This is a genomic window from uncultured Candidatus Puniceispirillum sp., from assembly GCF_963979125.1.
Classification (GTDB): Bacteria; Pseudomonadota; Alphaproteobacteria; order Puniceispirillales; family Puniceispirillaceae; genus Puniceispirillum.
Genome location: NZ_CAXBVX010000055.1, coordinates 1 through 13,787 on the forward strand (window position 1 = coordinate 1; position 13,787 = coordinate 13,787).

The 13,787-nt window shown below is 50.9% G+C and carries 10 protein-coding genes; all 10 read left to right on the forward strand.

Features of this window, described 5'->3' with window-relative positions:
• Window positions 1-1,005, forward strand: a 1,005-nt coding sequence (gene tolB / locus ABNT28_RS06790) for a Tol-Pal system beta propeller repeat protein TolB (RefSeq protein WP_332924060.1), incomplete at its 5' end; no start/stop codon positions are given.
• A 412-nt stretch (window positions 1,006-1,417) separates the two neighbouring features.
• Window positions 1,418-1,957 (forward strand): peptidoglycan-associated lipoprotein Pal, encoded by a 540-nt coding sequence (gene pal, locus ABNT28_RS06795; protein ID WP_332924059.1) that lies wholly within the window; start codon window positions 1,418-1,420, stop codon window positions 1,955-1,957.
• A 119-nt stretch (window positions 1,958-2,076) separates the two neighbouring features.
• Window positions 2,077-3,351, forward strand: a complete 1,275-nt coding sequence (locus ABNT28_RS06800; RefSeq protein WP_348721254.1) for a hypothetical protein — start codon at window positions 2,077-2,079, stop codon at window positions 3,349-3,351.
• Between the two features lie 59 nt (window positions 3,352-3,410).
• A complete protein-coding gene (gene tilS / locus ABNT28_RS06805; RefSeq protein WP_332924057.1) occupies window positions 3,411-4,757 on the forward strand; it encodes a tRNA lysidine(34) synthetase TilS in 1,347 nt (448 codons plus the stop codon).
• 14 nt (window positions 4,758-4,771) lie between these two features.
• Window positions 4,772-6,691, forward strand: a complete 1,920-nt coding sequence (gene ftsH, locus ABNT28_RS06810) for an ATP-dependent zinc metalloprotease FtsH (protein WP_332924056.1) — start codon at window positions 4,772-4,774, stop codon at window positions 6,689-6,691.
• Between the two features lie 3 nt (window positions 6,692-6,694).
• A complete protein-coding gene (gene folP / locus ABNT28_RS06815; RefSeq protein WP_332924055.1) occupies window positions 6,695-7,786 on the forward strand; it encodes a dihydropteroate synthase in 1,092 nt (363 codons plus the stop codon).
• Window positions 7,787-7,898: 112 nt separating this feature from the next.
• Complete coding sequence (gene glmM / locus ABNT28_RS06820; protein ID WP_332924061.1) at window positions 7,899-9,266, forward strand: phosphoglucosamine mutase; 1,368 nt, start codon at window positions 7,899-7,901, stop codon at window positions 9,264-9,266.
• Between the two features lie 146 nt (window positions 9,267-9,412).
• Window positions 9,413-10,588: a phosphoserine transaminase gene (locus tag ABNT28_RS06825; protein WP_348721256.1), complete on the forward strand. Its 1,176-nt coding sequence runs from the start codon at window positions 9,413-9,415 to the stop codon at window positions 10,586-10,588.
• Between the two features lie 84 nt (window positions 10,589-10,672).
• Window positions 10,673-12,256 carry a phosphoglycerate dehydrogenase gene (gene serA, locus ABNT28_RS06830; RefSeq protein WP_348721257.1) on the forward strand — a complete coding sequence of 528 codons (1,584 nt, stop codon included), beginning with the start codon at window positions 10,673-10,675 and terminating at the stop codon, window positions 12,254-12,256.
• 230 nt (window positions 12,257-12,486) lie between these two features.
• The coding region (locus ABNT28_RS06835) for an adenylosuccinate synthase (protein WP_348721258.1) at window positions 12,487-13,787 on the forward strand (1,301 nt) is incomplete at its 3' end.

Sequence of the window (13,787 nt, forward strand, 5' to 3'; positions counted from 1 at the left end):
CAATACGAATTCGATGAAAATGGTATGCTTCAGGTCGAATTCGTATTGTGGGATGTCGTGACTCAAAAGGATATTACCCAAGGAAGTGGTAATTCAGATCCAGCAGGATTGCGCCAGTTGTCTCACAAAATTGCCGATTACGTATATGAAGAATTCACGGGTGACACTGGTTATTTTGACACACAGATTGTCTATGTTGCCGAGAGTGGATCACAGGCGCAAAGGGTCAAGCGTCTGGCTATCATGGATCAGGATGGCCATAACCACCGCTATTTAACCAATGGTCTGGATTTGGTGCTTACCCCACGGTTTTCGCCAACCGCGAATGAAGTCGCCTATCTCAACTATTTCAACGAAGAGCCCAATGTTTATCTGCTGGATGTATTTACCGCGCGTACCGAACGGCTTGGTTCCTTTCCGGGTATGACATTTGCACCGCGTTTTGGCCCCGATGGCGATAAACTTATCATGAGTTTGGCCAAAGATGGCCTGACTGACATCTATGAAATGGATATGCGGACTCAATCAATCACCCAACTAACCAAATCAGCATCGATTGACACGTCACCCTCATATTCACCAGATGGAAAACGAATTATTTTCAATTCGGATCGTGGGGGCAGTCAGCAACTTTATATCATGAATTCGGACGGTAGTAAGGTAAAGCGGATTAGCTTTGGTGATGGCCGCTATGCTACCCCAGTCTGGTCGCCGCGCGGTGATATTATAGCGTTTACCAAAATGTCAGGTGGCGTTTTTTATATTGGTGTAATGAATGTCGATGGCACTGGTGAACGCCTTTTAGCACAGGGATTCTTGGTGGAAGCCCCGACATGGGCGCCAAATGGCCGTGTTTTGATGTATTTTAAGCAGCAGCCGTTCAAAGATGATGGGTCAGGCGGTAATACAGCCCTGTATAGGGTTGATATAACAGGCTTTAATGAGCGGAGAATAATCACGCCGTCGGACGCATCAGATCCAGCATGGTCGCCGTTACTGCGCTAAATGGTGCGGTACGATGAAGTGCGGAATCCAAGGTATTATTGCCTAAATAAACATGAAATAGGCTTGTTTGCCCTAATTAAGTAAGCAAATTGGCGAAATTACGTTGCTTTTAGCGCAAAATTAATGTTTGTTAGGATATTAGACTATGTAATTTTATAGATTAAATTTTAATAGTGGTATGAAGTTGAATAATATTTAGTAAAACTAGCTACTAAATGCATGACTAACGTGTCATTGGCATACATTGGATTGCTATTGTATGGCTTGTTTTTTTTGTATTATATAGTATATCGGAAACAGTTTTACGGAGTCGGTCACTAGCCTCCTATAACAAAAGGCCATGTGAAACGACTATTCTTACAATTCTGAACAACAAACCCGGGACACCGGTAAACAAATCGAGGGCATAAAAATGGTACAACGCCTGATAGCAATTTTTTCTGCGGCTTTTTTTCTAGCGGCTTGTGAAACAGCTTCAACAACATCAAGTGACAGCGCCAGTGATAGCGCGTCATCTTCTGCTTCAGGCGCTTCAACAGCGTCGGCTTCATCTTCTGGCTCGAGCGCTTCTGCAAGTTCGTCAAGTGCTGACGATGCAATGACACCAGCTGAAAAGCTAGCAAGAGTTGGTAACACAGTTTACTTCGACTTTGACAGCGCAGCGCTTAGCTATGACGCACAGGTTACTTTGTCTCGTCAGTCAGCGTTCTTGCAGCTTAACCCTGAAGCGGTGGTTGTGATCGAAGGTCATGCCGATGAGCGTGGAACGCGTGAATACAACCTTGCACTTGGTGATCGCCGTGCATCTGCAGCGCGCGATTTTCTTCTTGCCAAAGGCATTGATGCCGCCCGTATCCGTACCGTTTCTTACGGTAAAGAGCGTCCATTAATGTCAGGTTCAAACGAAACCTCATGGGCTAAAAACCGTCGTGCAGCGACCGTGCTTAACTAAGCCGAGAGCTTTCAAAGATGAAATTATGAGAAAGGGGCTGTATAGCCCCTTTTTTATGCCTAATTTTTGCCTAAAAGTTACGCTAGCGTAACGTTCCGCTATTATTTGAGGCGCCTAAAATGTTCTTACATTCACATTTCATTCGAATTTTGAGCCTGTGGCTATTGCTTATGGGCATGTCGGTTCACGCATCTTTTGCACAATCGGCAAGCAGTGAGACCGAAACGTCCTCAGCAGGTAACAATGCCACGACCAGCGCATTGCTAACGCGACATCAGCAACGAATGGATATACTGGAAGCGGGATTAAAAGAAATCCGTGGCGTGCTGGAAAGCGATCTACGCGAAATCGGTATGAAGATCCAGCAACTTGATAGCAGCGCAGCGCAGGACGACACGTCAAAAAGTGCCGATATGCAAATGCTCAATGACAAGATGGAACGTCTTACCGACATGATTGCGATGACAAACCGCCGGATGGAGCGCACTCTTGAAATAACGTCTGACACCGAGTTTCGCCTTTTGCGCTTGGAAAAGCGTATGCAAACATTGCTGTCGCTTGGTAGCGATAATCTGGCCAATGCTATCATTGGACAGGACACGAATCCGGCCAAGCCGCGCGCCGATGTTTTGATGAATCGAAGCCAAGGATCAGATGGAACAACATGGACGGTTGATGAGCAAGCACTTGCTGACAAAATGCAAGAAAATGAGTCTGTGGATAATATGACCGTGTCATCAGTTAATGATTCTGCCGCTGTGCTGATGGCAGAGTCAGACCAGTCCGGTAATTCTGACCAGAATGATAGTATGGACAACGTAACCACGACGAGTGCTGTTGGGGCAGGTGCTACAGGCGTGGGGCGTGACCCAGCAGTGACATCGCAAACTGATAGTCTGGCGACAGATACATCATCCAAAGACATGGCCAATGCCAACATAGTCAAAGGTGAAGAACAGCCTGAAGAGGTTGTTTTACCTGCAAAACCAGTGGTTCTGCCTGATGCAGACCCGGAAGAGCAATATCGCTTTGCGTTGGGTCGGGCTTTGCAAAATGATCTGGAAACAGCCGAAGCTGCCTTTGCCGAATTCAAACAATTCAATAAAGGACATGAACGTGAGGCCGATGCTGTTTACTGGCTTGGTCGCGTTCAATTCATGCGTAAAAAATATGAAAAGGCCGCTATGACCTTTTCTGAGTTTAATGGGGATTTTCCGGGTGATGCGCGTCTAGTTGATACCACAATGTGGATTGCTGAGTCAGTTTCACATTTTGCGGCACCAGAACAGGCCTGTGCTATTTATGAATCCTTGCCACAATTGCTGGATGCGCCGCCCGAAGCCTTTCTCAAACAGCTTGCAACGCTGAGTGCGACGGCAAAGTGCGGTGGTTAGATGACATTGGTTTGTGAATCAGGGGTGCGTGAATCAGGGGTAAACGGATCAGGGCTGACGTGCTGACACGTCTTGATGCAGAATTTGCCGCCGCAATGTCGGCTACTGGTTTAGATCAGCATTTTTCTTTTATTTCTGCTTTGTCGGGAGGTGCCGACAGCACCGCTTTATGCTTGTTGATGGCACGTTATGCGGCGGCATCTAATAAAGCGCACCGTGCAATAATTGTTGATCATGGTATCCGGCCAGATGCCAGCGTAGAAGCGGCGCGTGTTGCCATACGCATGCAGGCGCATGGAATTGCTGTGACGATCGAAAAAGTCAGTGATAAAGCGCCAAAAACAGGTATTCAGGCTTGGGCGCGTCGTCAGCGTTTTGACATAATGCTCGCACATGCGCGCCGCGATAATGCGGTATTGCTCCTTGGCCACCACGCGGGTGATCAGGCCGAAACAATTGCCATGCGGTTAGGCAAAGAATCTGGTTTGGCGGGACTTGCTGGCATGAAACGGACAAGCTGGCGGGCAGGTGTGCCAATCGGGCGCCCTATGCTTGACTGGCCAGCTGAACGAGCGCTGGATATATGCCAGCAATTTAACTGTGCTTTTGAAAGTGATCCTAGCAATGTGGATCGACGTTTTGAACGCATTCGGTTGCGCCAATTCATGACATATGAACCAACATATAGCACCATGCTATGCCAGCTTGGTGGCGCGGCAAGACAAATTCTGGCCACGCTAGATCAGACGTTGTTAGATATTCTTAACAATGACGTCCATCTTGATGCGGCTGGATATGCGCGTTTGCCAGACTACCGGACAGGCACCAAGCGCGATAATGCGACATGTTTGGCGGTTTTGCCGGACATTGCGTGGCACCGCGCAATGGGGCGTTTGCTTCATCAGGTGGGCGGGCAAGCCTATGCGCCAGGTTATGACGCCTTGTGCAGGCTTCGGGACCGGATGCACGGTGGGTTAACTAGCACCTTGTCAGGATGCATTGTAACCCCATCGGGTGCGTCTGATTACGTGGTTGTTCGGGAATTGGGCAGGGTGGTGCAGGAACTGGGAATCAATACTGGTGAAGATGTGGTTTTTGCTGGCTGTTGGCGCATCACAAGTCGGGTTGCAGGTAGCGTTTTGGCATTTGGGCATACAAAATTGGCACAAACGCCATCCCAGGCATCGCTACCGCCGGAATGGAATGATATCCAGCATATTGTGCGCCAAGCAATTCCTGTCATTCAAAGCCTTGACGGAGAGGTGTTTTATCCCCAAATAAAGACATGTAATAAAAAACATGTCGCGCTTGATGCGCTTGTAAACGCACGGTTCTTGCCATTGGCACCGGGACAAGCACTGCAACCGATGAAAGATGTGACGGCAGATGATGCCGCAAAACGATGAAGGATCTGTGAACCGTGAACAATATGGCACGTAATATTATCATTTGGCTCATTTTTGGAGCAGCTCTTTTTGGGCTTTTCAACCTGTTTCAACAGCCATCAGCGACACCGCAGACTAATCAGGTTGCCTATTCTGATTTTATCGCTGAGGTCGAAGGTCAGCAGATTGTGGAAGTTGTCATTGATGGCCGTAACCTGACGGGTAAATCCAAATCAGGCCGCATCGTGTCCAGTGTCATGCCTGAAGGCACGGATGTTGTGACTGTGCTTGACGCAAATGATGTGCGCATCATTGCCAGCCCCGAAGAAAGCAATATGCCCGGGCTGTTTTCAATTCTGCTGTCATGGTTCCCGATGCTGTTATTTATCGGTGTCTGGATTTTCTTTATGCGACAGATGCAGGGCGGATCTCGCGGTGCGATGGGCTTTGGCAAGTCACGCGCTAAACTGCTGACCGAACATCAGGGGCGGATCACTTTTGAAGATGTTGCTGGTATTGATGAAGCCAAAACCGAACTTGAAGAGGTTGTTGAGTTTCTGAAAGACCCTGGCAAGTTTCAGCGTCTTGGCGGTAAAATTCCAAAAGGCGTTTTGCTGGTGGGTCCTCCAGGTACAGGTAAGACTTTGCTGGCGAAAGCGATCGCTGGTGAGGCGAATGTGCCTTTCTTCACTATTTCGGGTTCTGATTTTGTCGAAATGTTTGTTGGTGTTGGTGCCAGCCGTGTCCGTGACATGTTCGAACAAGGTAAAAAGAACGCACCATGTATTATTTTCATCGACGAGATTGATGCTGTTGGACGTCATCGTGGTGCTGGCCTTGGCGGCGGTAATGACGAGCGCGAACAGACATTGAACCAGATGCTAGTCGAGATGGATGGCTTTGAAGCGAATGAAGGTGTTATCCTGATCGCAGCGACCAACCGTCCGGACGTGCTTGATCCGGCTTTGTTGCGTCCGGGACGCTTTGACCGTCAGGTTGTTGTGCCAAACCCGGATGTGATGGGTCGTGAAAAAATCCTGAAAGTACATATGCGCAAAACGCCACTTTCCGAAGGTGTAGAGCCGCGCGTTATTGCTCGTGGAACACCTGGTTTTTCGGGTGCTGATCTTGCGAATTTGGTGAATGAAGCAGCTTTGCTGGCTGCCCGTAAGGGTCGCCGCACGGTATCTATGAGTGAGTTTGAAGAAGCCAAGGATAAGGTGATGCTTGGTTCTGAACGCCGTTCAATGGTGATGACAGATGAGGAAAAACGCCTGACAGCCTATCACGAAGCTGGTCATGCTGTTGTGGCGTTGCATTGTGAGGCATCTGACCCGATCCACAAGGCGACAATCATCCCGCGTGGGCGTGCGCTTGGCATGGTTATGCGGCTACCTGAAGGTGATCGTATTTCACTGGCTCGTGACAAAATCTATGCTGATTTACGGGTGGCCTGTGGTGGTCGTATTGCCGAAGACATGATCTTTGGTGAAGATAAGATTACGACTGGTGCTTCATCCGATATTCGTATGGCAACCGATATGGCGCGCCGTATGGTTACCGAATGGGGCATGTCCGACAAGCTAGGCTTTCTTGCCTACAGCGCGGATGAGCAGGAAGTGTTTCTTGGCCGCTCAGTATCTCAGCAAAAGAATATGTCGGATGCAACAGCATCGATTATTGATGCGGAAACGCGTCGGATTGTTGATGATGCCTATAGTGAAGCAACTAAAATTCTGAAAAAGAACAGTGCTGAACTTGAGCGTCTGGCGCAAGGTCTTCTTGAGTATGAAACGCTTGATGGCAATGAAATTAGAATCATTGTCGAAGGCGGTACATTGGTTCGTGAAGAAGCCGCCGATGAGGTGCCTGAAAGTCCGCGGGCGAAAACACGTTCACGCACTGGTTTGCCAAAATCAGGGCGCCCGAAAAAGCCAGGCAACGAACCGGTTTAGTCGGTGTCTGATCACGCACCCATAAGCTATAAGGCGGCACTTACACTGCCGCCTTTTGCATGTCCAACATGGATTCGTCCGCTTCCTCAAAATACGCCTCTTGACGGGGCGTTGGCACTGGCTGGCGGCTGGCGACATTTTAGCCATGTTGATGTTGTCCAACGTAGCCAAGACAATAGCTATTCGGCGCGCCGCATGCATGTTGATGCGATGCTGTCCGAGGCAGATGACCGCAACAAAGCGGTTTTCGCTATTGAGCGCCTGACATCACCACGCGCTGATTTTGCAGGCTTGTCGATGAATGAGCCGCAAATTATGGGTATATTGAATGTAACGCCCGACAGTTTTTCTGATGGTGGTCAGCATAATGCCCCAGCCAAGGCGATCGCGGCAGCGGTTGCGATGCAGACAGCAGGTGCCAGCATCATTGATATAGGTGGTGAATCGACACGTCCGGGGGCTGAACCGATCACCCGTAATCAAGAGCTTGCGCGGATTTTGCCGCCTATTACCGGCCTTGCCAAAGCAGGGGGGCTGGTTTCGGTGGATACGCGTCATGCCGAAATTATGACGCGGGCGACCAAAGCAGGGGCAGCTATTATAAATGATGTAGGCGGATTACGCGGCGATGGTGCGCTGGCGGCGGCGTCGAATAGCGGCGTGCCGGTGATTATCATGCATATGCAAGGCACGCCTGAATCGATGCAGAATGATCCGCATTATGGATTTGCCCCAGTTGAAATATATGAATTTCTTGAAGACCGCATCATGGCCGCCATAGATGCTGGTATTCCGCGTGACAAAATCGTCGTTGATCCGGGGTTTGGCTTTGGCAAGACTGTCACACATAATATGGAATTGATGAACTGGTTTGGCTTGCTTCATGGTCTTGGTGTACCGCTATTGCTAGGGGCCAGCCGCAAATCAAGCATTGCCAAAATATCCAGAAATGAAGTGGCTGATGATCGTCTTGCTGGCAGTATTGCACTGGCATTGCAAGGTATCAATGAAGGCGCACAAATGATCCGCGTGCATGATGTGCCTGATACCGCTCAGGCAATAGCTGTACAGATGGCACTATATGAAGCGGCATAACCCAACATATGCTTATCGTTTGATTATTGCCTGATTTAGGTGAAAGACACTTGTGAAATGAGTTTGCGCTCCTCTATTCTATTATAAGGATGCGCCGCGTTGAAAAGGAACAATCATGGCAGGTTTATTCGGAACAGATGGCGTGCGCGCGCGGATCAATACAGGGCCTATGACCGCCGAGGCCATTGTCCGTTTAGCATTGGCCGCAGGAAGCTGGTTTGTTGCCAATAATGCCGCAGGCAAAATCGGTTCCAAGGCTGGCCGCCCGTCTGTCGTAATTGGCAAGGATACGCGCCTATCGGGATATATGCTGGAATCGGCATTGGTTGCTGGTTTTACGTCGATCGGGATGGATTGTCGGCTTCTGGGGCCAGTGCCAACACCAGCAGTTGCCTATCTGACCAGCTCGCTACGTGCCGAACTAGGGGTGATGATTTCGGCTAGCCATAACCCGCATTTTGATAATGGTATCAAATTATTTGGTCCGGATGGCTTTAAGCTAGACGATGTGATTGAAGCCGAGATTTCGCAACTGGCGGCAGGATCGATTGCACTGGCTGAACCCGAAAACCTTGGACGTGCGCGCCGGATGCTGGATTCAGTTGGCCGTTATGTTGAATTTGCCAAAGCCGCTTTCCCGCGTAATTTACGGCTGGATGGCATGAAGATCGTTGTCGATTGTGCGAATGGGGCGGCTTATCGTACCGCGCCTGATACGCTGTTTGAACTGGGTGTTGATGTCATACCGTTGGCAGTTACGCCGGATGGCATGAACATCAATGATATGTGCGGGGCGGTATCACCACAGATGATGGCGGCGGCGGTTGTCACACATGGGGCAGATGCAGGCATCGCACTTGATGGTGATGCGGATCGGCTTATCATGGCAGATGAAAATGGCAAGCTACTTGATGGCGATCAATTGCTTGCGACTTTGGCCAGTTCAATGCAACAGGCGGGCACCCTTGTCGGGGGCGGTGTTGTTGGCACCGTCATGTCAAACCGCGGGCTGGCGCTAAAGCTGGCTGAATGGGGTCTTGATCTGCATCGTTCAAAAGTTGGTGATCGTTACATTCTCGAAATGATGCGTAAAACGGGTATTAATCTGGGGGGGGAGCCATCTGGCCATATCCTGCTTAGCGATTTTGCCACGTCGGGTGACGGCTTGCTGGCGGCTTTGCAGATGCTTGCCTTGCTCAAACGCAGTGATAAAACCGCCAGTGAACTATTTAACAACTTTACCCCAAGCCCGCAGAAACTAGAAAATATCCGCGATATTGACCGCACTGTTCTAAGTGATGAAAGCCTGATAGCTGATATGAGCAAGATCGAGGCAAGCATGAATGGACAAGGGCGTGTGCTGGTGCGGGCGTCAGGTACCGAAAATCTGATCCGGGTGATGGTCGAAGCTGATGAAATGCCACTTCTTGATACAGTTATGCAGGAACTAATTTTGCGCATTAAGTCTGCGGCGAAATAAATCGCATAATTTCAATATATTAGCAAAAGCAAAAATATTTCACATGCCGTTTGGCCGGTATGTTGACAAGCGGTGGGTGGTCTGGCATGTCTTTTGGCGGGTCGTCACCTCCCAACAGGTGGCCACATTTTTGACTGAGGATCACCATGTCTCCTTCCGCTAAACCGGCTATCAAGCCGGCGTCTCCGCATTTTTCATGCGGCCCGACCAAGAAACGGCCTGGATGGTCCGCTTCTAATCTTGATGTTTCGGTGCTAGGTCGCTCGCACCGCGCCAAACATCCCAAAGCCAAAATTCAATCCGTACTTACAAAGATGCGCAGCATTCTGGGCTTGCCATCCGACTATCATATCGCGATTGTACCAGGCTCGAATACCGGCGCTGTCGAAATGGCGCTCTGGTCTTTGCTAGGTGCGCGCGGTGTTGACGTATTGGCATGGGAAGCCTTTGGCAAGGCTTGGGTTGCCGATGTGATAAAGCAGCTAAAGATTCCAAATGCCCGTGCTATCGAGGTCGATTATGGCGATCTGCCTGATCTGGGCATGGTCAATTTTGACAATGATGTTGTGTTTACCTGGAATGGCACCACGTCGGGGGTGCGCGTGCCGCATGGCGACTGGATTCTGGCTGATCGTAGTGGGCTGACGATTGCCGATGCCACCTCGGCCTGTTTTGCCATGCATCTGCCGTGGGATAAGCTGGATGTAACAACATTCAGCTTTCAAAAGGTGCTTGGTGGTGAGGGGGCGCATGGCGTCATTATCCTGTCGCCGCGTGCGGTCGAACGGCTAGAGAGCTATAGCCCGCCATGGCCGATGCCGAAATTATTCCGGATGACTAAAAAAGGCGTATTCGACAAGGCGCTGTTTGATGGTGCCACGATCAATACCCCGTCAATGCTGGTGATCGATGATGTGCATGATGCGCTGACATGGGCTGAATCATTAGGCGGACTTGAGGGATTGATTGCCCGTGTTGATGCCAATTTTGCCGTGATCGATGACTGGATTAAAACCACGTCACATTTTGCGTTTCTGGCACAAAATCCAGCGACTGTGTCGCCAACCTCGGTGACATTATCGATCAGCGATGACTGGTTTGCGAATGCCGATGCCGCCACGCAGAAAGCGATCACCACCGACATTCAGACGTTATTGGCCGAAGAAGATGTTGCGCTTGATATTGGTGCGTATCGAGATGCGCCATCCGGTTTGCGTATCTGGGCAGGCGCCACGGTTGAAACAAGTGATTTAGCGGCGTTGATGCCATGGCTGGATTGGGCTTATGAAACGGTGCGCGCCCGCCATATCGACGCGGCGTAACCAGCTAATATTAACAAACAAGACGAATGAGTGATGAACGCCAGCTTGCTGGCACATAAATAAAGATGAATGAAAGGGCAGATCATGCCAAAAGTATTGATAAGCGATAAACTAAGCCCCCGCGCGGCGGATATTTTCACCGAACGCGGCGTTGATGTCGATGTAAAGCCCGGCTTGTCACCGGATGAGCTGGCGGCAATCATTGGCGATTATGACGGCTTGGCGATCCGCTCGGCGACCAAGGTGACCAAAGATATTCTGGATGCCGCACCGAATTTGAAAGTTGTTGGCCGTGCCGGTATCGGTGTTGATAATGTTGATATTCCCGAAGCCACCAAACGCGGCGTTGTGGTGATGAACACGCCGTTCGGCAATGCTGTCACCACCGCCGAACATGCGATTACGATGATATTGTCATTGGCACGCCAGATTCCAGCTGCCAATGAATCGACACAGGCTGGCAAGTGGGAAAAATCCCGCTTCATGGGTACCGAGATTACTGGTAAACGGCTGGGCATTATCGGCTGTGGCAATATCGGCGCGATTGTGGCGGACCGGGCGCAGGGGCTGAAAATGCGGGTGATGGGCTATGATCCCTATCTGACACCCGAAAACGCAACGCGGCTGGGCATTGAAAAGGTCGAGCTGGCTGAATTATTGGTCCAGGCAGATTTCATCACATTACATACGCCGCTGACTGATGGCACCCGCAATATCATCAGTGCCGATGCGTTGAACAAGACCAAAAAGGGCGTACGGATCGTGAATTGCGCGCGTGGTGGTCTGGTCGATGAAATGGCTTTGGCGGCGGCACTGGGGACGGGGCATGTTGCGGGCGCGGCACTAGATGTTTTTGAAAGTGAACCAGCGACGGATAATATCCTGTTCGGTATGGAAAATGTGGTGGCCACGCCGCATCTGGGTGCCAGCACTACCGAAGCGCAGGAAAAGGTCGCGTTGCAGGTTGCCGAACAGATGGCCGATTTTCTGGTCAAGGGCGCCGTGACCAATGCGCTTAACATGGCGTCGGTCAGCGCCGAAGAAGCGCCTATCCTAAAACCTTATATGACCCTTGGCCGCCAGTTGGGTAGCTTTCTGGGGCAGGTTGAAAATCAGGGGTTGCAGTCAGTATCGATTGAACTTGATGGCAAGGCGGCGGTACTTAATCCGGAACCAATTGTCGCCAGCACATTGGCAGGTCTGCTGGGGCCGGTCATGGAATCGGTCAATATGGTCAATGCCGCGGCGGTGGCCAGCGCCAATGGAATCGCCGTTTCAACGGTGCGTCATGACCGCCAGTGCGATTATGAAACCTTGCTACGCGTGACGATCAACCATGCTTCTGGCACGCGTACGATTGCCGGCACGCTGGTTGGCGGTGACAAGGCACGCATTGTCGAGGTGCAACATATCGCTGTTGAGTCGGACTTTCCCGCGCATCTTTTGTATCTGCGCAATTATGACAAACCTGGATTTATTGGTGATCTTGGCACCTTATGCGGTAAATATGGCGTCAATATTGCGACCTTCCATCTGGGACGCCGTGATGTGGGCGGCGAAGCGGTTGCGCTGGTTGAAATCGATGGCGCGTTACCCAACAGCATGCTTGCTGATTTACGCGCGCTAAAACAGGTGGTGCGCGTTGATGCCTTGCAATTTCAACAATAGGCCGTGTTACATAGGCTAAAATAGCAATCAATCACTCCCGCATGGTTATCAAAAGACATTATTCAGGCACGTAATACAGCTAATCGCACCTGTATTCTTGCCCTGCTTGCCAAGGCAATGTTATGTAGGGTGCTGGCAAAGTCCGGCATATCGTCGCGGGCGTACCTGCCATTCAAAAGATGATCGAAGTTCGCGCGGGTCAGGTCGCGCATAGCCTGAAGGATGACCTAATGTCAAATGTTGCAGTGATTGGTGCCCAATGGGGTGATGAAGGCAAAGGCAAGATCGTTGATTGGCTGTCCAGCCGCGCTGATGTTGTTGTGCGCTTTCAGGGTGGGCATAATGCCGGACATACGTTGGTTATCGACGGGGTTGAATATAAATTATCATTATTGCCATCGGGCATTGTGCGGCCAGGCAAATTGTCGGTGATTGGCAATGGTGTGGTGATCGATCCGGCGCATCTATTGTCCGAAATCGAATTACTGCGTTCACAAGGTGCCGAAATATCCCCCGATAGTCTGATCGTATCGGAAAATGCGGCGCTGATCCTGCCGGTTCATAAAGCGATTGATGCGGCGCGTGAAGTGATGCGCGGCGATGCCAAAATTGGCACTACGGGTCGCGGTATTGGCCCTGCCTATGAAGATAAAGTCGCCCGCCGTGCGGTGCGACTTGGCGATCTGGCCAGCGAAGAAACCCTGCTTGAAAAGCTGACCGCTTTGGCCATGCATCATAATGTCTGGCTGGCCGCAGGTGGACATGATCTGGTTGATGCCAACCAGATGAAAGATGATCTGCTGGCAATGCGCGATGCGATCATGGCCTATGCCGGACAAAGCTGGCGCGCACTGGAACAGGCGCGCGATAAAGGCCAGAAGGTTCTGTTTGAAGGCGCGCAAGGCGTCATGCTTGATATCGATCATGGCACCTATCCCTTTGTGACCTCCAGCAATACCGTAGCGGGACAGGCGGCGACTGGCTCTGGCACCGGACCGACCAGCATTGGTTTCGTTCTGGGCATTACCAAGGCCTATACAACCCGCGTGGGCAGTGGCCCCTTTCCTACCGAAGATTTTGGCGATGATGGCACCCGTATGGGCGAACGTGGCCGCGAATTTGGCACCGTGACAGGGCGCAAACGTCGTTGTGGCTGGTTCGATGCGGTCATGGTGCGTCAGGCAAATGCCGTGGCAGGCATTACCGGCATGGCCTTGACCAAGCTGGATGTGCTGGACGGGTTCGATGTGTTGAAAATCTGTGTTGGCTATAAGCTGGAACAAGCCGATGGCAGTGTTATCGAGCTGGATCATTTCCCCGCCGATGCGGGCGCACAAACTACCTGTACCCCAATTTACGAGGAAATGCCCGGCTGGCATGAAAGCACACAAGGTGCCCGCGATTGGGCAAGCCTGCCAGCGAATGCGGTCAAATATATCCGCCGTCTGGAAGAACTGACCCGCACGCCCGTAACCTTGGTATCGACCAGCCCCGAACGCGACGATACGATCCTGATGCGCGACCCGTTTGT

Bases quoted from the DNA above. Each gene is read 5' to 3' on its own strand.
- pal (WP_332924059.1), top strand. From the start codon at position 1,418: ATGGTACAACGCCTGATAGCAATTTTTTCTGCGGCTTTTTTTCTAGCG.
- ABNT28_RS06800 (WP_348721254.1), top strand. From the start codon at position 2,077: ATGTTCTTACATTCACATTTCATTCGAATTTTGAGCCTGTGGCTATTG.
- ABNT28_RS06825 (WP_348721256.1), top strand. From the start codon at position 9,413: ATGTCTCCTTCCGCTAAACCGGCTATCAAGCCGGCGTCTCCGCATTTT.
- serA (WP_348721257.1), top strand. From the start codon at position 10,673: ATGCCAAAAGTATTGATAAGCGATAAACTAAGCCCCCGCGCGGCGGAT.